Source organism: Streptomyces sp. MA5143a (genome assembly GCF_900290235.1).
In the GTDB taxonomy this organism is placed as follows: domain Bacteria; phylum Actinomycetota; class Actinomycetes; order Streptomycetales; family Streptomycetaceae; genus Streptomyces.
The window spans coordinates 1-23,002 of the sequence record NZ_OLMK01000100.1; the positions used below are offsets into that span (position 1 = coordinate 1).

General features: G+C 74.2%; 17 protein-coding genes and 1 pseudogene. 4 read left to right on the plus strand and 14 right to left on the minus strand.

All coding sequences use genetic code 11. The features are described from left to right. The 4 genes and pseudogenes from SMA5143A_RS35260 to SMA5143A_RS35275 form a co-directional block, all read left to right on the plus strand. Positions 1 to 307: pseudogene (locus tag SMA5143A_RS35260) on the plus strand (hypothetical protein); the annotation flags it as partial. 79 nt (positions 308 to 386) lie between these two features. Then, the gene (fdxA, locus tag SMA5143A_RS35265) at positions 387 to 707 is read left to right on the plus strand and encodes a ferredoxin (protein ID WP_107466896.1); all 321 of its coding nucleotides are present in this window, start codon (positions 387 to 389) and stop codon (positions 705 to 707) included. Positions 708 to 911: 204 nt separating this feature from the next. After that, the gene (locus tag SMA5143A_RS35270) at positions 912 to 1,937 is read left to right on the plus strand and encodes an AfsA-related hotdog domain-containing protein (RefSeq protein WP_107466897.1); all 1,026 of its coding nucleotides are present in this window, start codon (positions 912 to 914) and stop codon (positions 1,935 to 1,937) included. A gap of 69 nt (positions 1,938 to 2,006) precedes the next feature. Then, positions 2,007 to 4,739 carry an AfsR/SARP family transcriptional regulator gene (locus SMA5143A_RS35275; RefSeq protein ID WP_107466898.1) on the plus strand — a complete coding sequence of 911 codons (2,733 nt, stop codon included), beginning with the start codon at positions 2,007 to 2,009 and terminating at the stop codon, positions 4,737 to 4,739. A gap of 785 nt (positions 4,740 to 5,524) precedes the next feature. On the opposite strand, the gene SMA5143A_RS35280 is transcribed toward SMA5143A_RS35275, so the two are convergent. The 14 genes from SMA5143A_RS35280 to SMA5143A_RS35345 form a co-directional block, all read right to left on the minus strand. Beyond that, on the minus strand, positions 5,525 to 6,559 hold the full coding sequence (locus SMA5143A_RS35280) for an alpha/beta fold hydrolase (protein WP_107466899.1): 1,035 nt from the start codon (positions 6,557 to 6,559) through the stop codon (positions 5,525 to 5,527). A gap of 3 nt (positions 6,560 to 6,562) precedes the next feature. After that, positions 6,563 to 6,850 carry a hypothetical protein gene (locus tag SMA5143A_RS35285; RefSeq protein ID WP_107466900.1) on the minus strand — a complete coding sequence of 96 codons (288 nt, stop codon included), beginning with the start codon at positions 6,848 to 6,850 and terminating at the stop codon, positions 6,563 to 6,565. 117 nt (positions 6,851 to 6,967) lie between these two features. After that, the gene (locus tag SMA5143A_RS35290) at positions 6,968 to 8,257 is read right to left on the minus strand and encodes an alpha/beta fold hydrolase (RefSeq protein WP_107466901.1); all 1,290 of its coding nucleotides are present in this window, start codon (positions 8,255 to 8,257) and stop codon (positions 6,968 to 6,970) included. A gap of 350 nt (positions 8,258 to 8,607) precedes the next feature. Next, positions 8,608 to 9,453, minus strand: coding sequence for a 4'-phosphopantetheinyl transferase family protein (locus SMA5143A_RS35295; RefSeq protein WP_258193917.1), 846 nt, complete (start codon positions 9,451 to 9,453; stop codon positions 8,608 to 8,610). Then, entirely contained in the window at positions 9,434 to 10,297 is an 864-nt protein-coding gene (locus tag SMA5143A_RS35300; protein ID WP_107466903.1) for a 2-oxo acid dehydrogenase subunit E2, read from the minus strand. Before SMA5143A_RS35300 ends, SMA5143A_RS35295 begins: the two co-directional genes overlap by 20 nt. Continuing rightward, positions 10,294 to 10,521: an acyl carrier protein gene (locus tag SMA5143A_RS35305; RefSeq protein WP_055711069.1), complete on the minus strand. Its 228-nt coding sequence runs from the start codon at positions 10,519 to 10,521 to the stop codon at positions 10,294 to 10,296. The genes SMA5143A_RS35300 and SMA5143A_RS35305 overlap by 4 nt, the downstream gene beginning before the upstream one ends. Before the next feature lie 40 nt (positions 10,522 to 10,561). After that, positions 10,562 to 11,620 (minus strand): 3-oxoacyl-ACP synthase III family protein, encoded by a 1,059-nt coding sequence (locus tag SMA5143A_RS35310; protein ID WP_107466904.1) that lies wholly within the window; start codon positions 11,618 to 11,620, stop codon positions 10,562 to 10,564. Between the two features lie 57 nt (positions 11,621 to 11,677). Further along, on the minus strand, positions 11,678 to 14,716 hold the full coding sequence (locus SMA5143A_RS35315) for a type I polyketide synthase (RefSeq protein ID WP_107466905.1): 3,039 nt from the start codon (positions 14,714 to 14,716) through the stop codon (positions 11,678 to 11,680). Continuing rightward, on the minus strand, positions 14,713 to 15,021 hold the full coding sequence (locus SMA5143A_RS35320) for an acyl carrier protein (RefSeq protein WP_055511768.1): 309 nt from the start codon (positions 15,019 to 15,021) through the stop codon (positions 14,713 to 14,715). Before SMA5143A_RS35320 ends, SMA5143A_RS35315 begins: the two co-directional genes overlap by 4 nt. A gap of 45 nt (positions 15,022 to 15,066) precedes the next feature. Further along, positions 15,067 to 16,866 carry an acyl-CoA dehydrogenase family protein gene (locus SMA5143A_RS35325; RefSeq protein ID WP_107466906.1) on the minus strand — a complete coding sequence of 600 codons (1,800 nt, stop codon included), beginning with the start codon at positions 16,864 to 16,866 and terminating at the stop codon, positions 15,067 to 15,069. Further along, entirely contained in the window at positions 16,860 to 18,740 is a 1,881-nt protein-coding gene (locus SMA5143A_RS35330; protein WP_107466907.1) for an acyl-CoA dehydrogenase family protein, read from the minus strand. Before SMA5143A_RS35330 ends, SMA5143A_RS35325 begins: the two co-directional genes overlap by 7 nt. 3 nt (positions 18,741 to 18,743) lie before the next feature. Continuing rightward, positions 18,744 to 20,519, minus strand: a complete 1,776-nt coding sequence (locus SMA5143A_RS35335) for a fatty acyl-AMP ligase (RefSeq protein WP_258193918.1) — start codon at positions 20,517 to 20,519, stop codon at positions 18,744 to 18,746. Positions 20,520 to 20,713: 194 nt separating this feature from the next. After that, complete coding sequence (locus tag SMA5143A_RS35340) at positions 20,714 to 21,031, minus strand: DUF6059 family protein (RefSeq protein WP_107466909.1); 318 nt, start codon at positions 21,029 to 21,031, stop codon at positions 20,714 to 20,716. Positions 21,032 to 21,042: 11 nt separating this feature from the next. Continuing rightward, positions 21,043 to 22,986 (minus strand): HAD-IIIC family phosphatase, encoded by a 1,944-nt coding sequence (locus SMA5143A_RS35345; protein WP_107466910.1) that lies wholly within the window; start codon positions 22,984 to 22,986, stop codon positions 21,043 to 21,045. Positions 22,987 to 23,002 lie beyond the last annotated feature (16 nt).

Below are 23,002 nucleotides of genomic sequence, written 5' to 3' on the forward strand. Positions count from 1 at the left end.
GAAGGTCGTCACCGTCACCCCCGACAACGAGACCCGCGTCCTCGTCCACGACGCCCACACCCCCTCCCCCACCACCGCCTTCGCCCTGTCCCGCCTGGCGGACCCGGACACCCTGCACCACACCCCCATCGGCGTGTTCCGCTCCGTCGACCGGCCCGTCTACGACACCCAGATGGCCGACCAGCTGGAGAGGGCCGTCGAGTCGCGGGGCAAGGGCGATCTCGGCGCTCTCCTCGCCGGCAACGACACCTGGACGGTCGGGCGTTCCGTCCGGCACCCCCGCTCCACCACGGCCGGCCGGCCGTGAACCGCGGAACCGTGAACCACGGCACCGTCACCGCAACACCGTCACCATTCGACCGCAGTGCCCCGGGGAGGGACACCAGATGACCTATGTGATCGCTCAGCCCTGTGTCGACGTCAAGGACCGCGCGTGCATCGACGAATGCCCGGTCGACTGCATCTACGAGGGGCCGAGGAAGCTCTACATCCAGCCCGACGAATGCGTCGACTGCGGTGCCTGCGAACCCGTCTGCCCGGTGGAGGCGATCTTCTTCGAGGACGACGTCCCGGCCGAGTGGAGCGAGTACCGGACCGCGGACACCGAGGTGTTCGCCGAACTCGGGTCGCCGGGCGGAGCGAGCGCGGCGGGGCCGCTCGCCGCCGACCATCCCCTGGTCGCCGCACGTTCCACGCAGGCCGCGTAACCCTCGCACCACCCGGTGTCCGGTCGCCGGATGGCCAGATTCCGCGGTGATCCAGCCCGGTTCCAGGCCAGGTACAGGCCGATACCAGTGATCCAGGACACCGTGGAGGCGGTGGCGGAATCCTTTCGCCACCGCCCTGTGGCGTTGTGCGCACCGGCCGCGCCCCACGCTCATCCCGGGCCGGCCATCCCAGAAGGAGCTGCAATGGACATCACCTTCACCTCTCAGCCCGCCCCCTCCGCCCCGGACTCCAGAGGTCTCGTCGCACCGCTGCACCTGCTGCACAGACCCGTCACACCGGAGGGCTTCCTGCTGGACGCCGCCGCTCCCGTGGAGCAGCACTTCGCGCTCTCCGCCGAACTGCCCCAGGAGCACGGGACGTTCACCGACGGGCCGGGCACCTTCCACGATCTGCTCTACATCGCGGAGACCCTGCGCCAGGCGACGCACTTCGTCGCCCACCAGTACTTCCGGGTGCCCGCCGAACGCCCCGCCGTGTTCGTCTCCAGCGGGCTCGACGTCCTCGACCCGGCCCCGTGGCGCCGTACCGGCCGTCCGGCCCATCTGACGCTGGACCTCACCGTGACGCCCGTGGACGTGGTCAACGGCGTCCCGCGCGGCCTCGACTGCCGCAGCGACGTGGCGATCGACGGTGTCCCCTGTGGGAGCGCTTCCGCGCGGCTACAGTTCCTGATGCCGGGGGTGTACCGGTCGCACCGTGAGGTGGGGCGTCAGGAGAGTCTGCGGAGCACCACTCCGGTGGTGCTCCCGCTGGCCTCCATGACGGTGGTCACGCAGGAGGAACCGGCCGCCGTGGCACCGCGGTCGGTGGGGCGCGAGGACCCGCGCAACGTCGTCGTGGGACCGCCGCTGCGGGCGCCCTACGGGGAGTTCGTGCTGCCCGTGGCCGCCGATCCCGGGCACGAGGTCTTCACGGCGCTGCCCGGCGACCATGTCCCCGGCCCGGTGTTCCTGGAGGCGTCCCGGCAGGCGTCGCTGCTCGCCGCCGCCGAACTGCACGGGCTGCGGCCCGCCCACGCCCTGCTGACCCGCTGGCGGGCGTCCTTCCGCGGGTTCGGGGACGCAGACCTCCCGCTGACCTGCACGGTCGTGGCGGAGGAACCGGTCCGCGACGAGACGGGCCGGCCCACCGTACGCACCCGGCTCGCCTTCAGCCAGGGCAGCCGTGTCCTGTGCACCGCCTCGGCCGTCCTCCTCCAGGACTGCTGACCGTACGACGCCGCCCGGACCGGCCGACGCTCTCCTCTCCCCCCGTTCTCATGATCAAGGAGCTCTCCGATGCGTTTCCGGGTACTGGGGCCGGTGAGTCTGTCGCCCCGCACTCCCTCCGCCGCCAAACCGCGCGCCCTGCTCGCCACGCTGCTCGTGCAGGCCGGTGAAGTGGTCCCCGTGCACAGCCTGATCGACGAGCTGTGGGGGACGGAACCCCCGCGCACCGCGACCACCACCCTCCAGGTGTACGTCTCCCAGCTGCGCAAGGTCCTCGCCGAGGCCGGCGGCTCCGCGCACTCCGGTGAGCTGCTGACCCGCGCTCCCGGATACCTCCTCGCCGTTCCCGAGCGGGACTTCGATCTGCCGTGCTTCGAACGGCTGCGGGCCGAGGGCCGCGCCGCCTACCAGGAGGGCGACTTCGGCCGCGCCTCCGGACTGCTGCACGAGGCGCTCGCCCTGTGGACGGGCCCCGCCCTGTCCGGGATCCCGCACGGGGTGCGGCTGGAGTCCGCCGCCATCCGGCTGGACGAGCTGCGGATGGAGGTCCTGGAGCAGCGGATCGTCGCCGACCTGCGGCTGGGCCGCCACCAGGAGCTCGCAGGGGAACTGCTGGCCCTCGCCAACGAGCATCCGCTGCGGGAGACCCTGCACGGACACCTGATGGTGGCGCTGTACCGGACGGGCCGCGGCTCCGACGCGCTGCGGGTGTACGGGCGGCTGCGCCACTCCCTGGTGGAGGAACTCGGCGTCGAGCCGAGCCCGGGTCTGTCCCGGCTGCACGAACGCGTCCTGCGCCGGGAACCCTCCCTGGACTGGCAGCCGCCCCGCACCGCGCGCCGCGCGAACGGCGACGCCCCGGACGGCGCCGCCGGCTCACCGGGACGCCCGGCCGCTCCCCGGCGGGCGGCGGGACCCGCCGACGGGCCGCGGCCCCTGCCCGGCCCGCCCCCGGCGCTGCCCGCGGCGCCGCCCGGCTTCGTCGGCCGTGACGAGGAACTGGCGTACGCGGAACGGGCGTTGCGTGGTGGGGTCGGCCGGCCGGCGGTACGGGTGCTGGCCGTCTCCGGGCCCGCCGGTGTCGGCAAGACCGCGCTGGCGCTGCGGCTCGCGCACCGCACGGCGGACCTGTTCCCCGACGGCGGGCTGCTGCTCGGGCTGCGCGGGCCGCAGGGTCGTCCGCTGAGTGCCGCTCAGGCCGGCGCGGCCCTGCTGCGCCGGCTCACCGACGACGTCCCCGGCGTCCCGCTCACCGACCCGGAGGAGCTGACCGACCGGCTGCGGCGGGCCCTGCACGGGCGCCGGATGCTGCTCATCCTGGACGACGCCGCGTCCGAGCAGCAGATACGGCCGCTGCTCCAGGCCGTCACGGAGGGCTCGGTGATCCTCACCGGGCGCCGCCGGGCCGCCGCCCTCGACGGGGCGGAGCATCTGCGGCTGGACGCGGTGCGGCCGGAGGAGGCGGTGGAGCTGCTGCTCGCCGCCGGCGGCGAGCGGATGGCGCAGGACCCGGTGGCGGTCGCCGAGATCGCCCGGCTGTGCGGCTGCTTCCCCCTGGCGCTGCGGGTGGCCGCGGCGGCCCTGACGGCGCGCCCGCACACCACGCCCGCCGCGCTGGCGGGCCGGCTGCGCGACGAGCGGACCCGGCTCGGTGTGCTGCGCGAGGGCGACCTCGACCTGCGCTCCAGCCTGCTGACGGGCTACCAGGAGGCGGGGCCCGCGCTGCGGCGCGCGTTCCGGCTGCTGTCCCTGGCGCCGGCCCCCGACTTCTCGGGCTGGACCGTCGCGGCCCTGCTGGGCACCGGGCCGGCGGAGGCGGAGGAGACGGCCGAGGAACTGGTGCGGGCCCAGCTGTTGGAGGCCCGCACCGACGGCCGGTCCGTCCGCTACGGCTTCCACTCGCTGCTGCGGGTGCTGGCCACCGAACTGCGGGAGGCGGAGCCGGACGCCGCCCGGACCCGGCGGGAGGTCGTGGAGCGGCTGGGCCGGGCCTACGGGAGCCTCGCCCGGTACGCGGACCGGCGGCTCGCCCCCGGACGGGAGTGGCGGGCCCGGCCCGACGCCGGGCACACCGGCCACACCGGGCCGGACGCGGCCGCGATCGTCGGCGCGAGTCCGCTGGGATGGTTCCGCGAGGAGGCCACGGGCCTGGTGGAGACCGTACGGCAGACGCACGCGGCGGGACTGTGGCCGCTGGTGTGGGACCTCGCGGGCAGCGCCGCCGGGTACTTCCACGCGCGCGCCGCGTGGGAGGAGTGGGAGGAGACCCACCGGCTCGCCCTGGACGCCGCGCGGCGGGCCCGGGACACCGAGGCCGAGGCGGCCGTCCAGTACGCGCTGGGCGACCTGGCCTGGCAGCGCCGCCAGGCCGACCGGGCGCTGCGCCACCACACCGCCGCCCAGCACGCGTTCGAGCTGGTCCGCGACCGGACCGGGGTGGCCCGCTGCCGGATCGGCGCGGCGGACGTTCTGCTCGGCCAGGGCCTGCTGGAACACGCCGCCCGGCGCTACGGGCGGGCGTTGGCGCTGTGCTCGGCCGAAGGGGACCTGCGGGGCGAGGTGGCCGCGCTGAAGGGGCTCGCCCTGGTCAACCTTCGGCGTGGCCGCGTGGACGTGGCCCGGCGGCAGCTGGAGCAGTGCGGGCGCACCGCGGAACGCCTCGGCGACCGCCGCTGGACGGAGTACGTCCGCCGCACCACGGCCCGCCTGGCCCCGGACCCCACCCACCGCCTCTCCCCCGTCGGCCACGCGGTCGAGGTGGGCCCCGGCATGTGGCTCCTGGGAACGGCCAAGGCCGCCTGAGCCGGAAGGTACGCCGTGAGGTCGCCCCTGCGGGGGCGGCCTGACGGTGTTTCCGGCGGAAGCGGCGCGAGGCCGTCCCCGCAGGGAGCGAGGTGGGGTTGTCCCCGCCCCGCCGAAAGCGGCGCGTCCCTGACCGGGGCAGCGTGACTACGCCCCCGGCGAAGGGCCATGGCGTCGCCCCTGACGGGGAGCGACGTGAGCGTGTTGCTGGAGGAAGCGAGGTGGGGTTGTCCCCGCCCCGCCGAAAGCGGCGTGAGGTCGTCCCCGCCGGGAACCGCGTGACGGCTCCCGGCGGGAGCACATGACGTCATCCTCGGCAGGAGCCGTACGGCCTGCTCCCCGGCGTGAACCGCGAGACGTCGTCCCCGGTGTGGACCGTGTGACGTCGTCCCCGACGTAGGCGGCCGTGTGACGTCGTCCCCGGCGTAAGCCGCGTGACGTCGTCCCCGACGCAGGCCGCGTGACGTCGTCCCCGACGCAGGCGGCCGTGTGACGTCGTCCCCGACGCAGGCGGCCGCGTGACGTCGTCCCTGGTGTAGGCCGTGTGACTCGTCCCCGGCGTAAGCCGCGTGACGTCGTCCTCAACGTAGGCCGCGTGACGTCGTCCCCAACGTAGGCCGTGTGACGTCGTCCCCGGGGTCAGTCGTTTGACGGTGGTGGCCGTGTCGGTCGGGCGGTCGTCGCCGGGGGGAGCCGCGTGACGTCCCGCACGCGGCTCCCGGACGGCCGGCGACGGCAGTGGCGGGGGGCCGGTTCTCCACTCCGGTCCCCCGCGTGGCCGGCCGTCAGCCGGTGGCCCGCCCCTGGAGGGGACGGGCACCCCGGGTGCGGGCGTGCGCGCGGCGGGTGCGCAGCAGCTGCCGCCACTCCTCGGGGCTGAACCGGGCGGGGCGGGTGCGGCCGATGAAGTCGTGGAGCACCCCGAGGAATCGCTCCGGGTCCGTGTGGAACGGGAAGTGCCCGGCGTCCTCGAATATCTCCAGCCGGCTGCCCGGCATGGACACATGGCCGAGGCCGGCGTGCAGGGCCGGGACGACCATGTCGCGTCCGCCCCACACCAGCATCGTCGGCATGCCCTGCGTCAGATAGCAGCGGTCGAGCAGCGTGCCGACCTGGCCACGCCAGTCGACGACGGCCCGCAGGGTCCGCACGAACGCGCTGCGCGAACTCGCGTCCGGCAGGGCGTCCACCACCCGCAGCAGATCCGGCGCGTCCACCCCGAGCCCCGTGTTCAGGGTCTTCATGATCCGCACGAACATCTGCAACTGCCAGCGCACGGTGGGCAGTTGGAAGGCCGACAGCAGCAGTTCGGCGCCGGGTAGCGTGGCGGCCCGCAGCAGCGGGGAGACCTGGCGGCCGATGCCGCCGCTGCCGACGAGGACCAGCCGCTCGGTGCGCTCGGGGAACTGGTAGGCGAACTGGGCGGCCACCGCGCCGCCGAGGGAGTGGCCGACGAGGGTGGCCCGCTCGATGCCCAGCGCGCTGAGCAGATCCCGCAGCCCGTTGGCGTACGCGCCCGGAGAGTAGTCGCCACGGGGCTTGGCGGACGCCCCGTGCCCGAGCAGGTCGGGGGCGAGGACCCGGTAGCGGGCGGCCAGGCCGGGGATGATGTCGGCCCAGGTCGCGGAGGAGTCGCCGATGCCGTGGATCAGCACCACCGCGGACTCGCCCTTGCCTGCCATGCGGTAGGCGAAGCGGTAGCCGTGCAGCTCACGGGTGCGGACGCGGATCTCGTTGCGGCCCACCGCCCGCGGCCTGGGCCGCCCCGGCTGGTGGCTGGGCCGGAACGGCGTGCGGGCGGTGAAGGGGTCGTCGGCCATGGGTCAGGCCTCCTGCGGGATCGGATGGTGGTCACGGACGGGGCGGCGCGGGACCGGCGCGGACTCGACGACGTCCGGGGCGCCCGGGGCCTCGCCGCCGGCGGGGCCGGGGACGGGGACGCGCTGGGCGCGGAAGAGGACCGGGTCACCGGGGACGCCCTCGGGATCGGGGTCGAGGCCGAGCGAGGTGAGGGAGCGCCAGGGCTGGGCCTGGCCGGGTGTCCTCGTCCGCCAGGGAGTGTGCGCCTGGGCCGGGGAGGAGGGAGCGCGGAGGGTGTGCACGGAGGACATGACAGCCACCTCTGGGTAGGTGTGCGAGGAAGCGCACCGGGAACGGTCGCGGTTACCGCCGCCGACCGGTGGGGACGACGCCCGGCGCGGGGGCGCCGACGGACGGGTGCGGGACTCTCACTCGACGGGAGACCGGCGCGGCTGACGGGGCACGGCGTCGGCCCGGCCGACGACCCCGGTGCCGGAGCCGGAGGGGCCCGCCGCACCGGACGGCCCGACCACGGACGGCCCGACCATCCCGGACGCGCCGGCCACGGTGGACGTGCCGGGCGCGATGGACGTGCCGGGCGCCTCGGCGCCGACCGCGCGCAACAGGCCGGGCGCGCCGCCGGTCGCCCCCGGTCGCCGCGCCGCGCCGCCTGCGGACAGGGCGCTGCGGCCGCCGAGGCGGTGGGTGACGCGGGCCCGCAGCAGGGACGCGATCAGCCACTTCCGCATGGCCCCCAGGTGTGCCGGGGAGCCGTGGACGTCGTCGAACTCCTTGAAGCGCACCCGGGGCAGCGTGGCGCCGAGCAGCTGCCGCTCGGTGGGCGGGATGATCTCGTCCCGCGAGCTGACGACGTATCCGACGGGGATGTCGACCGCGCCCAGGACGTCCGGGCCGAGCGGGAAGTCGGCGAGCAGCGCCCGCAGGGCGTCGTCGTCGGGGGCTCCGGTGAGCCGGCGCAGCGTGGCGACGGTGATCCCGGGGACCCGGGGCCACCAGTCGGGGTCGTCGAAGAACCCGGCGACGGGGGCGCCGACGGTGTGGACGGAGCGGATGCGGGGGTCCTCGGCCGCCGCGCGCAGCGCCAGGTGGCCGCTGAAGCTGAGGCCGAGGACGGACGTGTCGGTCACCCGGGCCCGGCCGGCGAGTTCGTCCATCAGGAACGGCAGCAGCCGCCAGGAGTCGGCGTGGTAGCGCAGGGTGTTCTCGCCGACGCCGGGCATCTCGGCGACCACCGCCGCCCAGCCGAGGCGGGCGAGCCGGGGCAGCAGGGGCGCCCACTGCTCCTTGACGCTGACGATGCCGCCCATGACCAGCAGCAGCGGCCGTCGGCGGCGGGAGTCGAGTCCGCTCGCCCAGCAGGCGACCGTGCCGTCGGGGTGGTCGAGGACCAGGCGTTCGACGCCGCGCCGGCGGCGCCAGTCGTCGAAGGTGCGGACACAGTTGTCCTGGGCCCGGCGCCGGACGTCGTCGCCGTGGTACGGGAAACGGGCGAGCGCGTAGTGCCGGCACGCGTCGAGGGGGCGGCCCGCGACGGCCAGCCGGTCGGCCTCGCCGGTCCACACCCGGGCCCACGACGCGGGGTGTCCCGGCTCGTCGTTGGTGATCCTCGGCAGTACGGCCGCGACCTGGCGGTCACCGATGCCCTGGCCGCGGGCGTGCAGCCGCGCGAACTCCTTGAGTTCCGCGAGATGGTCCATCGCTGTTCTCCGTCTCCTCCGGGATGCGGGTCCGATGCCCGGGGGATGCGGCCGGAGGGCTCGGGGCCTTCCTGGTCGTACCGGCGGCGGGCGGGGCTGTCCGGTCGTACGGCGGCGGGCCTGCCCGGCCGGGAGCGGGGGATGTCCCCCGGCCGGGTGGCCCGCCCGGAGAGATCCTGGCCGCCGTCCCTTAAGCCCTGCTGGCGCACGGGTTGCGCCCCGCTAAGCGCTGCGCGTGGTGTGTCCCGCGCACGGTGTGCCGTGCGTGCGGTGCTTGGGGGCGCACGGCACACGGCGGCGCGCTGGTGCGAAGAGGACTCCTCTTCGCACCAGCGCGCCGCCGTGGTCCCTCACCAGCCCAGGAGGGCGTCCTCTTCCCCGGCCCGGTCGTCGCACTCCACGTCGTCGCCCAGGGCCTCGGCCACGGCGGCGACGACCCGCGGGTCGAGCATGGTGCGGGCGTCGGTGTCCCGGGTGCCGCCGAACCCGGCGTCGCTGACCGCGACGCTGACGACATAGCCGTCGTCGACGGAGAAGGTGCGGAACTGCCACTCGACACCGGTGCCCGGCGCCCCGTCGGGAGCCAGGACCCTGGCGGGCCGGCCGTCGCCGCTGAAACCGAAGTCGGTGAAGCGGAACCGCAGCCCCTGCCCGATCGCCTTGCTGTAGGCCTCCTTGAGGGTCCACATCCGTACGAGCGCGGCGCCCCGCCGCTGCGCCGGGAGCCGTTCCAGGACGGTCAGCTCGTGCGGCGTGCAGACGTGGCGGTGCAGCCCGCGCGTGTAGAGCGGGCGGTCGGCCCGCTCCGCGTCCACCCCGATCAGCCCTTTCGTGGTGAGCCCGATGAGCAGCAGGTCCTCGGTGTGGCTGAGGCTGATGTCCACCGCGTCGTAGCCGCGCAGATACGGGCGGCCGGTGGGGCCGTACCCGAGTTCGACGGCCTGCGGGGGCACCCGCAGCGCCACCGAGGCGGCGAACTTCAGCAGCACCCGGGACGCGGCGAACCGGGTCCGCACGTCCGGGTGCGTCATCTCCAGGTAGCGGTCCCAGTCCCGGCCCAGCAGGGCACGCAGCCGCGGGGCGCCCGCCCGGTCCGGCCGCCAGTCGGCGAGCCGGGCGTGCAACACCGCGACCTCGTGCTCCTCCAGGTCGGCGCGGACCTGGTCCCAGGCTCCGTCACGGCCGGAGATCCGCACCGGCTCCCCGAGCGATGGGCTGGGTGCCGTCCTCCTCCGCGTCATCGAAGCCCTCCAATTCCTGCTTGAGATCCCCGAGTACGTCGGCGGCGGCCGCGCCGTCGACGACCCGGTGGTCGAAGGTGAGTCCGAGCCGCATCACCGGGGCGATGGCGAGCCGCCCGTCCTTGACGACGGGCCGCTCGACGACGCGTCCCGCGTTGAGGGTGATGGCGGTGCCGCCACTGGAGTGGAATCCGTCGACGGGGCGGTGGCCCAGCGAGCTGACCGCGACGGTGCCGAGGACGGCCGGCCGTCTCGCCGGGTCGCGGGTCGCGGCGGCGAAGGCCAGCCGGCCGAGCGGCACGGGCAGCCGGCCGAGCATCCGGACCCCGCGGAACTCGGCCATCCGCTCGGTGCCGGGGCCCCGGTAGCGGTCGACGCGTGCCTGGATCCCGTCGAGGTCGGCGCTCTCCAGGTCGGGCAGCAGCGCGGACAGCACGGTCCGTTCGCCGTCCACGGTGCGGTCCAGCGCCAGCTTGGCGGTGACGCCGCTGAACCGTACGGTGCGCGGTCCGCGCAGCCCGAACAGGCGGGCCGGGGCGAGGGCCGCGTTGGCCTCCGGGTGGCGGTGCAGCACCCGGCCGGTGGCGTGCAGCAGATAGGTGACGACGGAGTAGCGGCGGCCGGCCGCCCGCGCGGCCCCGCGGTGGGCCTCGATCCGGGTCATGTCGATGTCGGTGTCGAGGTGCACGGGCCGCTGCCGGGCGGCGTGCTCCAGGAAGTACAGGGTGTGCCGCCGCCGGCGCTCGGGGTGCGCCCGGGCGGGGGCCGGCGGGTTCCCGCCGGCCCCGGCGGCGGTCATGTCCGGGCCGCCAGCTGGTAGATCTCGCCGAGGCTGCGGGCCTCCAGCAGTCTGCCCACGGGCAGGCTGCGGCCGGTGGCCTGTTCCAGCGCGGTGACCAGTTTCAGCAGGTACAGCGAGTCCCATTCGGGCAGCTGGTCCAGGTCGGCGGAGACCTGGTACTCCTCCAGCGGCATGCCGAGCTCGTCCCTGACGAGGCGGACGAAATCGTCGATGGTGTGCATTCTGTACGGCCCTCCCGGGGGCGGCGGGTGTGTGCGGAGGTCAGATCTTCTCGAGCGCGAAACCGGACTTGATCCATTTGCTGGACTCGACGGCGACCGCCAGCGCGCGCTGCCCCTGGCCGATCTTGCCCAGCAGTCCCTCCAGTTGGAGGAAGGGCAGGGCGTTGCCGTTGTTGCCGGTGTCCGCGACGCAGGACACCTCGACGGCGTCGGGCAGTCCGAGTCCGTCCGCGATCCGCCGGGTCATCCGGCCGGACAGCTGCGGCGGCAGCAGGAAGTCCACGTCCTCGGGGGTCCAGTCGAGCTCCTCCAGGAGTTCCCAGAGGATCTCCACGGCCATGGTGGGGACGGACTCCTCGATGGCCTTGTAGTCCTCCCGGACGGCCTGCCGGTCCTCGTGGCGGTCGGCGAGCCCGAACCAGTCGATGACCTGGCCGGGTTCCCGGCCGAGTCCGGTGAACCGGTTGAGGACGGTGCGCAGGGCGAGGCGCTCTCCGCGCGGGGTCGAGGTGACCACGGCGGCGCCCGCCCCGTCGCCGAAGAGGACGTAGTTGACGAGGTCGCTGGGGGCGGCCGAGGACAGGTCCCGGTCGAGGTCGAGGTGCTTGCTGCAGACGTCCCCGCCGATGACCAGTCCCGCCTTGTGGCCGCCGCCGGTGACGAGGGTGTGGCCCAGTTGCAGGGCCTGCACGGCGCCCGCGCAGCCGGACTGGAGCTGGTAGGTGGGGATCTGGTCGAGGCCCAGCTGGTCGACGACGTGGTTGACGGTGGCGGGCATGAGGTGGTCCGGGGTCGCGGTGCCCATGACCACGAAGTCGATCTCGTGCGGGGCGAGTCCGGAGGCGGTGAGTGCCTGCTCGGCGGCGCGGGCGCACAGGTCGGCGAGCGACCAGCGGACCTCACCGGTCTCCAGGTCGCGGGCGAAGTGCCGGGTCCGGGTGCCGATGAACACGTCGATCCACTCTTCGTTGACGCCGAGTGTCCTCGCCAGCGCCGCGTTGTCGACCGGGTCGCCCGGCAGCGCGGTGCCGACCGAGGCGAGGTAGGAGACGGCGCCGGGCGGTGCCGAGCCGTGCTGGGGCGAGTGTTCCGACTGCATGCGAGCGGTCCTTCCTTGAAGTCCGTGACGGGAGCGCGGCGCGCGGGCGGCGGGGGTCTAGGCGACGGCCGAGCCGGCGCGGTCCTGGAGGTAGTCGACGAGGTCTCCGACCGAGGACAGTCGCGGGAGCAGGTCCTGCACGCTGATCGTCTCCAGCCCGTCGAGGCGTTCCTGGAGCCGGTCCTTCAACTCCATGATCATCACCGAGTCGAAGCCGAGGTCCTCGTAGAGCAGGGACAGCCGCGAGACCTCGTCCGTGGCGTAGCCGCCGACCTCCGCGACGGCCTCGATGACGGCGCGGGTCACCGGGTCCACCGCCGAGTCCTCCACGGCGGAGGGCAGGACGGCGGTGAGCACGGCGCCGTGCCCGTGCGGGGCCGTCTCGTCCCGCGGGTGCGCCTGAGCGGTGTCCGCGTGGTCGGGGACGACGCTGAGGTCCGCCGGGGCGGCCCGTACGGTGGTGCGGGCCCAGAACCGGTGGGCGTCGGAGAAGGCGTACGGGGCGAGCCGCTGCGGCTGCCGCTCCTCCTGCGGGTAGACGGCGTCCCACCGGGGGTCGAGGCCGCTGCGGAAGAGTTCGGCCAGCGCCTCGGCGAAGGTGCCGCCGTCGGCCTCCTCACCCGACACGGGGGCGACGCTGTGCACACCGGCTCCGGCGGCGGAGCGCAGGGCGCGCGCCATGCCGCTGAGCACCGGGCGGGGGCCGACCTCCACCAGATGGGTGGGGCCCGCCTCCAGCAGCCGGCTCATCGCGTCGCCGAACAGGACGGGGGCGCTGATGTGCTCGGTCCAGTACTTGGCGTCCATCGGCTCGGCCTCCAGGAGCCGCCCGCGCACGGTGGAGTACACCGGGAGCTTGGGAACGCCGCCGCCCGTCTCGTCCGCGATCGCGGCGAACGCGTCGAGCATGGGTTCCATCAGCGGCGAGTGGAACGCGTGCGAGACCTCCAGGCGGCGGGTCCTGACGCCCCGTCGTCCGAGCGTGTCGTCGATGCGTTCCAGTGCCGCCAGGTCCCCGGACAGGACGGTGGCCCCAGGGCCGTTGACCGCGCCCACGCCGACCAGGGGCTCCGCGTCGACGAGTTCGGTCAGCTCCGAAAGCGGCGCCCGTACGGCGAGCATGCCGCCGCCCTCGGGCAGCCGCTCCATCAGGGCGCCACGGGCGGCGATCAGCCGTGCGGCCTGCTCCAGCGGGAAGACCTCCGCGAGGACGGCGGCGGCGTACTCGCCGACGCTGTGGCCGAGCAGCAGCGCCGGCGGCACCCCGAGTTCGGTCAGGCTCGCCGCCAGGGCGTACTCCACGGCGAACAGGGCGGGCTGGGTCCAGCCGGTGCGGTGCACGGCCTCGTCACCGGAGAGCAGCAGGTCGCGCACCGAGCCGCCGAGGTGCGGGGCGAGCGCCTCGTCGGCCTCGTTGAGGAACCGCCGGTACAGCGGCGACTGGAGGTACAGCCGCGCCGTCATGCCCGGGTACTGGGAGCCCTGGCCGGTGAACAGCAGTCCCACCTGGGGCTTGCCCGTGGCGTTGCCGACGAGCCGGGCCAGCAGGTCGTCGTCGCCGGCGGCCTCGCGCAGGGTCGCGGCGAGTTCGCCGGTGTCCCGGGCGGGCAGCGCGAAGCGGTAGCGGTGCCCGGTCTTGGTCCGGTTGCTGCTCCAGCACAGCGGGCCGGCCGGGACCCGGCGCCGTTCCAGGGCGTCGGCCTGGACGAGCAGGTTGCGGCGGAGCGCGGCCGTCGAGGGGGCGGTCAGGGTGAAGACGCCGGCGCCGAGCCCGGTGGCGCCGGTGCGCCCGGCGTCCGGGTCCCGCTCCTCGGGGCGGGCGGCGTACGGCGGTGCGGACTCCAGGACGGCGTGGGCGTTGGTGCCGCCCATGCCGAAGCTGCTCAGGCCGCCGATCGCCGGTCCGGAGCGCAGCCGCAGCGGCGCCTTGAGGAGCCGTATGCCCTGCTTGGCGAGTTTCAGGGCGGGGTTCTCCTTGGCGGCGAACCGGCTGGCCGGGACCGTCTTGTGATGCAGCGACAGGGCGACCTTGATGAGGCCGGCGATGCCCGCGGCCCCCTCGGTGTGCCCGATGTTGCCCTTGACGGAGCCGAGGGCCAGCGGGCGCCCGGAGCGGCCGGAGTGCAGATGGCCGAGTGCCTTGATCTCGATCATGTCGCCGAGGACGGTGCCGGTGCCGTGGGCCTCGGTGAAGGTGACGTCGGAGGGGTCGACGCCGGCGCGGCGGTAGGCGGCGGCCAGCACCTCCTGCTGCGACCAGCGGTTGGGGGCGGTGATGCCGTTGCTGCGGCCGTCCTGGTTGACGGCGGTGCCGCGGATCACCGCGTACACCGGCTGGCCGTCGGCGATCGCGTCCTCCAGTCGGCGCAGCACCACCGCGCCGACGCCCTCGCCCCGGCCGATGCCGTCGGCGTCGGCGCTGAAGGGCTTGCACCGGCCGTCGGGCGCGGACAGTCCGGCCTGGGTGTAGAAGATGCCGAGCGCCGGGGTGAGCGCCACGTTGACCCCGGCGGCGATGGCGGTGTCGCACTCCCCCGCCAGCAGGGCGTTGCACGCCAGGTGGACGGCGACGAGGGAGGACGAGCAGGCGGTGTCGACCGCGAGGCTGGGGCCCTTGAGGTCGAGGTGGTACGAGATCCGGTTGGCGGTCATGCAGTAGCCGTTGCCGGAGCCGAGCTGGGCGGTGACCTTGGCGTAGTCGGTCATGTGCAGGTGCGCCCACTCGTTGCCCATGATGCCGACGAAGACACCGGTGTCGGTGCCGGCCAGCTTCTGCGGGGCGACCCCGGCGTCCTCGACGGCCCGCCAGGCGCACTGGAGCAGCAGCCGCTGCTGCGGGTCCATGGCGGCCGCCTCGCGCGGGGAGACGGTGAAGAACTCGTTGTCGAAGGCGTCCGGGTCGGAGATGAAGCCGCCCTCGGTGGTGTTGGAGTGTCCTTCGGCGCCGGAGCGGGAGTGGAAGTCACGGGCGTCCCAGCGCTGCCGGGGCACCTTGTCCACCCCGTCCCCGGAGCGCATCAGCATGTCCCAGTAGGCGGCCGTGTCGGGCGCCCCCGGGAATCGGCAGTCGATGCCGACTATGGCGACGGGCCTCATCGATTCTCTCCCCCCATCTCCCCGAGCTCCTCCACCAGGTGCCCGGCCAGCGCCTCGACGGTCGGGTAGTCCCACGCCACGGTGGGTTCGAGGACGAGGTCGAAGTCCTCCTCGATGTCACCGCACAGGCTGAGTGCGGCCACCGAGTCCAGCCCGTACTCGGCCAGCGGCACGGTCGGGGAGATCTCGGACGGTGTCCGCTTGAGGTACAGGGCGATCCGGTCGGCGAGCCAGCTGCTCAGCGACTCGACGGTGTGTGCGGTGTGCTCGTTGTTCGCGGTGCGGTCGGTCGCGGGAACAGACATGGTGTAACTCCTCGTGAAGGCGCGTCAGGTCCGGTCGGCCGGCGGTCAGCCGGCCAGCGGGGTGTCGTAGAGGTCGTAGCTGCGGCGTTCGTGGAAGCGCCGGAGCACTTCTTCGTGCACCCGGGCCTCGCAGCCGGGCGGCAGGTCGGCCGGGCGCTGCCCGAGCCGTCGCGCCAGCCGGTGCAGTGCGGCGGCCACCCAGGCCGGGTCGGCCAGGAAGGGGTCGTCGCCGCCCTGTGCCCCGCGCCAGACGCCCAGGACGGACGCCGCCGCGAGGAACACCGCGTAGCGGTCGGCGAGCGCGAAGCTGGCGGGGCTGGCGAGGGCGGTGCGGTCCTGCGGGGACAGGTTCAGGCTGTCCTCCTGGATCTGGCGCAGCTGGTCCAGGAGCCGCATGACGAGGGCCTGGACGGCGAGTTCCTCGGGGGAGCCGCTGGGCAGGTCGTCGGCGGCCGCGACGAGGGAGGCGCTGAGGCTGTCCCGGCCGCTGGCGAGGGCGAGCCGGTCGAAGGGGATGCCGGGCAGTGCCTCGCGGGGGCGGAACAGGCTCTGCGGGGCCTCGTCCCCGGAGAACCAGGCGCGCCGGGCCAGCCGGGACAGCTGCGGGATGATCGTGGCCTGGCAGGCGGCCGAGCCGGCGTGGCCGAGGCTGAGCACCGGCAGGTCACGGACGTGCTTCTGGAAGAGGCCGAACTCGCCCTCCCGGACGTAGAACCGCGCCCCGAGCACGATCGACAGGTCGTACATGGTGTCGGTGAGCATCTTGGGCACCAGGTACTTCACCGCGGCCGCGTACACGCTGGTCTCGTCGGGCAGCAGGTGCACCGCCCGGGTGCCGACCGTCGCCATGCTGTCGCAGATCAGCAGGTCGAGGAAGGCGCCGGTGAGGGTGGCGGAGGCGTGCGGTATCTCCATCACCGAACGCCGGTACAGCTGGCGTCCGAGGGCGAACCGCACGACCGTGCGCAGACTCGTGTCGAGGGCGCCGACGGCCATGCTGGGGACGGCGCTGCGGGTGATCTGGAAGGAGCGCAGCGCCAGTTCCACGCCCTGGCCGCGGGCGCCGACGAGGGTGCTGTCGGGCACCGGGCAGTCGGTGAAGTCCAGCCCGGACAGCCGGCAGCCACGCACGCCGACCGCGGAGTAGCGGGGCAGGACCGCGAAGCGCTCCGTGTCGAGCTGGTCGCGTTCGACGAGCAGCACCGAGTGGCTGCGGCTGCCGGGGCTGTCGTCGGTGCGGCTGAACAGGGCGTAGGCGTCGGCCCGGTCGGCGTTGTTGATGACCTCCTTGCGGCCGTTGAGACGGAAACCGCCGGACACGGGCTCGGCGCGGAACTCGTTGCGCACGAAGTCGTTGCCGTGCGGCAGCTCGTGGTAGGCGACGGAGACCTTGGAGCCGCCGAGCAGCAGCTCCGCCGTCCGGCGGCGCTGCTCCTCGCTGCCGGCCGTCCACACGTTGACGGCGGCCATGAACGACGTGATGCCGTAGCCGAGGCCGAGCGCCACGTCGCGGCGGAACACCTGACGCATCACGCGGACGAGCGTGTCGAGGCGATCGAGGCGCCCGCCGAGGTCGGTGGGCACGAACTCGGCGTTGAGGACCAGGTCGTCGAGGAGCCGCTCACCGGCGGCGGGCAGTTCCCCCGCTTCGTCGGCGGCCAGCAGTCCGGCGGCGCCCAGCGGGTTGGCGGGGTCCTGGGGGTCCCCGAAGCGGCTCTCCAGGTCGGCGATCCTCGCCCGGACCGCGTCCTCCGCCGCCTTGTGGGCGGCCGGGTCGATGGCAGGGGCGGTGCCGTTCGGGGCTGCGTCGCCGTGCAGCCCCTGGACCGCGGGATCACTCAGCATGACGTCCCCTCGGATGTCCGGGTGCCGCCGACGGCGACCCGGGTGTCGGTGTGTGCGTGCGCCGCGGCGGCCGGCGGACCGCCGGTCGTGCCGGGCGCGTGGGTGAGCGGGGCGGTGTCGCCGGGTGACCCGGCCGACCCGTGCAGCGCGAACGGGAACAGGGAGAACAGCTCGCCCGCCCCCCGTACGGCGCGCAGCCGCTCCAGCAGCGGGGGGTAGGCGTCGGGGTCGCCCGCGTCGGGCTCGCCCAGCCGCGCGAGCAGCCGGTCGAGGACGGGCCACAGCCACACCCCGTCCCGCCACAGCGGCCCGGTGCTCCCGGTCTGTGCCGCCCGGTGGTTGTGCGTCCACAGGCCGAGGCAGGCGGCGCCGGCCAGGCACAGGCTGTACCGCCGGGCCACGTCGAAGGCGGCGGGCGGCACATCGGAGACCACGGTGCGATAGGCGTCCATCTCCTCGTGGACCCGGCCGGTCACGGCGAGCAGCCGCTCCGCCGCGCCGAGCGCGCCCTTGAGTTCGGGCCGCGCGCCGGCCTCGGCGCGCAGGGCCGCCACCGACGCGGGCAGGGTGGCCATGATGCCGCTGCCGCGCCGGGCCACCAGGGACAGCCGCTCCGGGGCGAGCGGGGGCAGCGGCTCCGCCAGGTCGAAGGCGCGGGCGGCGCCGGCCGTGTCGCCGGTGCCGCGCACCCAGCCGCGGGACAGCGAACGGAACTGGTTGACCAGGGAGTTGAGGTTGACCAGGGTGTTGCCGTCGAAGAGGCCGACGATGCGGTGGTCGCGGTCGACCTTCTGGAACATCCCGAGGGCGTGGACGTCCTTGAGGAAGGCCCGCGCCCCGAGCAGCCGGGTCAGCTCGGCGATCACTTGCTCGGTGCCGGTGGGCACCAGGTACTTGGTGACGGCGGCGGCCACGCTCAGCTCGTCGGGGACGGTGTGCACGGAGCGGGCGGCGACCGTGGCCAGCGCCTCCCCGGCGAGGACGTCCGCGGCGGCCGAGGCGAGCACGTGCCGTGCCTGCGGCAGGTCGACGAGGCGCCGCCCGAACAGTTCGCGCCGCTCGGCGAAGTCCAGGGCGATGTTCAGCGCGTGGTCGGCCGAGCCCAGTGACAGCGAGGCGCACATGGTGCGGGTGAGCTGGAGCGCCTTGAGCACGGTCTCGACGCCGCCGCCCTCCCCGCCGACCGCCGCGTCCGCCGGCACCGGGGCGCCGTCGAAGGCGATGCCGCTGATGTCGGCGCCCCGGATGCCATGCGTGTGGATCTTGTCGACGCAGCGGTAGTGCTCCCCCTGCGTCATCGGCCGCTTGTCGACGAGCAGCACGGTGAAGCCGCGCGGCCCGCCGTCCTCGGAGGTGCGGGTGAGCACGGAGAGCAGGCTGCCGCGGGTGGCGTTGTTGATCAGCCACTTCTCGCCGCTGATCCGCCAGCCGCCCGCTTCGTCGGCCTCGCCCCGCACGTCCCCGGCGAGCAGGTCGCTGCCGTGGGCGCGCTCGGTGAGGGCCAGCGAGACGGGCACGCCCGCCCGGATGTCCTCGGCGAGCCGGCGGGCCTGCTCGGGGGTGCCGGAGATCCAGACGCAGACCCCGCCCAGGTACGTCTTGCCGTGGCCGACGGCGACGGTCAGATCGCGGCGGGCCACGACCCGCATGACCTGCATGACGGTCTCGTAGTCGGTGAGCCTGCCGCCGTGCTCGGCCGGGATGTAGAACTCCTGGAGCCCCCAGCCCTCCAGCACCCGGCAGATGTCGGACGGGAACTCCTCGTTCTCGTCCAGTTCCAGGCAGCGGGCGTGGGAGAAGGGCGTGGCGGGGTCGTCGGGGTCGCCGAGCAGCGACTCCAGTTCCTGTGCGACGCGGTAAGGGGGATGGTCCATGGTTCAGCCCACCGGTGCCATGGCCGGGTCGGCGGCCGGGGTGCCCGCCGCGGCGGCCGCGGCCGCTTCGACGAGGGTGCGCACCGACGGGTCCAGCACGGAGTGCAGCGCGGTGACGGCGCCCTGGAGGAACAGCTTGCGCATCAGGGTCCGCTGGATCTTGCCGCTGGTGGTCCTGCGGACGGTGCCGGGGCGGACCAGCAGCACGTTGCCGGCCGGTACGGCGAACTCCATGCCGATGTGCCGCTGGATGTCGGTGGCGATGCTCTTGAGGTCGTCGCCCGCGGCGGCGGCCCGGATCTCGTGGATCACCACGAGGTGCTCCTGGCCGCCGGTGTCGACGGCGAAGACGGCCCCGGCGCCGATCGCCGGGTTGAGGCCGCGGACCGCGCTCTCCACGTCGTACGGGTAGATGTTGCGGCCGTTGATGAGGACCATCTCCTTCAGGCGGCCCGTCACGAACAGCTCGCCGCCGCCCAGGACGCCCATGTCGCCGGTGCGCAGCCAGGCGCCCAGCTCCTCCTGGCCGGCGATGCGGGCGCCGAAGATCTCCGCGTTGACCTCGGGCCGCTCCCAGTAGCCGGAGGCCACGCTGGCGCCGCGCACCCAGATCTCGCCGACCCGGCCCTCGGGCTGCTCGGCGAGCGTCTCGGGGTCGACGATCCGCACCTCGAAGTCCTCGGCCAGCGCGACCCCGCTGCTGACCAGGGTGCGGCGCGGGGCGCCCAGGAACGGTCCGGCGAGGGTGCCCTGCTCCAGGCCGGCCGCGTCGACCTCGCGCAGCAGCGCGCCCCGCGTCTTGGGGGTGCCGGTCACCAGCAGGGTCGTCTCGGCCATGCCGTAGCAGGGGAACATGGTCTCCGCGCGGAACCCGTGGGGTCCGAAGCGCTCGGTGAACGCCTGGAGGGTCTCGGCGCGGACGGGTTCGGCGCCGTTGCAGGCGGTGCGCCACGTCGACAGGTCCAGGCCCTCCAGCTGCGCGTCGGTGACCCGGCGGACGCACAGGTCGTACGCGAAGTTGGGGCCGCCGCTCGCGTTCACGCCGTACTCGCTGACCAGTTCGAGCCAGCGGGCGGGCTTGCGCAGGAACGACACCGGCGGGATGAGCACGCTCGTGGTGCCCAGCCACAGCGGCTGGAGGATGTGCCCGATCAGGCCCATGTCGTGGTAGAAGGGCAGCCAGCCGCCGATCATCGTGTCGGGGGTGTTGCCCGTGGAGCGGGCGATGGCCGCCTCGTTGGCGAGCAGGTTGCCGTGCGAGACCATCACGCCCTTGGGGGCGCTGGTGGAGCCCGAGGTGTACTGGAGGAAGGCCAGGTGGTCCGGGGTCAGCGCCGGGTCGCGCCAGGCGTCCGCGTCACCGACCGTCCCCTGGTCGGTGGGCAGGCACACCACGTCGGAGAAGCCCTCGGCCGCCAGCCACGCCTCCACCTCCGGGGCGTGCTCGGCGAGGGTCAGCACGGCGCCGACGCGGGCGTCGCGGACGATCCCCGAGACCCGGCGGAAGTGCTGGCCCTGCTCGGAGGGCAGGGGCGCGGGCACCGCGACGGCGCCGGCGTAGAGGCAGCCCACGAACGCCTTCACGAAGTCCAGGCCCGAGGGGTACAGCAGCAGGACCTGTCGTCCCGCGAGGCCCCGTTCCTGCAACCAGGACGCGATGTCCTTGGCCGCGCGGTCCAGGTTCCGGTACGGCAGTCGCTCGGGCTCCTTGCCCCGTACGCCGTCCGCGAGGAACAGGAACGCGTCCTTGTCCCTCTGTTCGTCCGACCGCGTCAGCACGAGCTCCGCGAATGAACCGAATTCCGCCACCGTCTTTCCCCTCGCCTCGAAGCGACTCGTATCGCGTTGAAACCGGCTGAACCGGCCGGGCCGGCCGCACCGGGTGGACCGGGCGGCCGGCCGGACCCACTGGTCCGCCCGACCTGTCGTGCCGATCGTCGGGTCCGTCTCTAAAGCCCCTCTTGCGGCCGACGTCACTCCCGTCGGCCGGGGCCGTCCTCCACCCGGCCGTGCCCCTGCAACTGCGCCCAGAGCTCCCGTTCACGCGGGGAGAGGGGCACGTCGGCGACCAGGCGCTCGGGGTGGGCGGGCGGCGGCTCGTCGAGCGGCAGCGCGCCGCCCCGCGCCCCGGGGTCCGGGTCGCCGAGCCACCACTGTTTTGCCTGCTCGACGTGGGCCGGCGGCACCATGCCGAAGATGACGGCGAGCGCGCCGAAACCGTCCACGAAGAACGTGACGACGCCCCGCCAGACGCGGCGCGGAGACCACCACATGCCGGGCGGGGCCGCCATGTCGCCCCGCCTCAGGACGAACGCCGGGCGATGTCCGCGCTCAGCCGGACATGCGCCGGCGGCGTCGGCAGGTTCTCCTCGGACAGGTCGTGCCGGAACGACACGGTGCCGTCCGCGTCCTGCCCCGTCTCGGCGAAGCCCATCGACGGGTACAGGTCGCGCACCCGGTGGTTCTTGGCCGTCGGACGGTAGCGGGCGTGCACGGCGCCCGCCCCCCGGGCCCGGGCCTCGTGCAGCAGGGCGGTCAGGCAGGCCTGCTCGATGCCGCGGGCGAACACCCGGCAGCTCAGCAGCATGTTGTCGATGTGCCACTCGCCCGCCGGTTCGGCGCCGCTCACCAGGACGGCGCCGACGAGGCCGTTGTCCCCGAACCGGTCCGCGGAGCGGATGGCCAGCACCAGCCCGTCGGCGGACTCGTGCCGGGCCCGTACGTCGGCCTGCTGGAGCCGCTCGGTGGTGAGGTTGAACTGGTTGGTCCGCAGCGTCACCTGGGAGACGCGGGCGATCTCGTGGTCGCGTACGGGCGAGAAGGAGACCTCGACGCCCAGTTCGGCGAGGTACTCCTCCATGGAGTCGGCGCTCTCCAGGAGGTCCTGGCGGGCCACCTCGGTGCGGTACTGGGTCGCGCGGGCGCGGTCCTCGGCGGTCAGCTCCCGCACGTCGAACCAGCCGTCGGCGAGCAGCCGTTCGATGTGCAGGGCGGGCTCCTCGTCGAGGCGGACCACGGCGACACCGGGCAGGCTGCGGGCCACCAGCCCGCACTCGAACGGGGAGTCGTCGGCGAAGACGAAGCTGTCCACCCCGAGGTTGAGCTTCTGGGCGATCTCCAGCAGGTTCCGGTCCTTGGGCTCCCAGTTGGCGGTGACCTGGACGAAGTCGCTCTCCCGCAGGGCCATGTCGGGGTGGTCGCGCAGCACTCCGCGGACGGGCTCGATGTCGTTCTTGCTGCACACGGCGAGCAGGACGCCCTGGGCGCCGATCTGTCCGACGGCCTTCTGGAAGCGGCCGAACGCCTCGCCCCGGTAGGTGGTGGCGGCGGCGATGCCGTCCGGGCCGTCGTCGCCGAGGATGCCGTCCCACAGGGTGTTGTCCAGGTCGACGACCAGCACCTTCTTGGTGCGGCCGCGCAGCACCCGGGCCAGGTGGCCGACCTCGCGGGCGTAGCCGGCGAGGAGTTCCTCGCCGAACTGCACCTTGGCGTAGGCGGCGAGCCGGGGCTCGTTGACGGGGCCGCTGGAGGCGATCAGCGGGTCGAGGTCCACGACGTGGACGCGGTCGTGCACGGCGGCCAGCCGGAGCAGCCCCGCGTTGAACTCCCGCCAGATCACACCGAGTCGGGCCCTGGAGCGGGCGTCGACCAGGCGGCGCAGCTGGGTGCGGAGGAGGGGCACGGTGTTGAGCACCAGGGTGCCGGCGCCGCGCGTGACATAGCGTTCCGCGAGCGAGCCGATCAGGGAGAGCTTGCCGGAGAGGACGCGCTGGACGTCCTCCACCGACCAGGGGTGCGGCAGTTCCGCGAAGACGATCTCGGCGTCCAGGACGCACAGCGCGAGGTCGGCGGCGTAGACGTCGCTGGAGATGTCGTGGAGGTCGCGCCGCCATGCGCCGTAGTCGCCCTCGGTCAGCCTGCCCAGCAGGCCGTGCCGGGCGAGTTCGGCGGTCAGCGGGGCGGTGAGCCCGCTCAGTGTGGAGCCGCCGGTGACGGCGACGGTGATCGTCTCGGTGCCGGGGTGCTCGCGCAGCACCTCCTCCCGGTCCAGCCGGGAGAGCAGCTGCCCGGCCCGCGCCAGGTCCGGGGCGGGCGGTCCGGCGGGGTCGCCCGCCGCGGCCAGCTCGGACAGCAGACCGGGCACCTCGTCGTACGCGTCGGCGAGGCGTCCTTCGGCGTGGAGGGCGCGCAGCCGGTCCAGCGGTCCGGTCCGCTCGCCCACGGCGGTGCTCACAACCGTGGCCATGGTGTCTCCATTCACT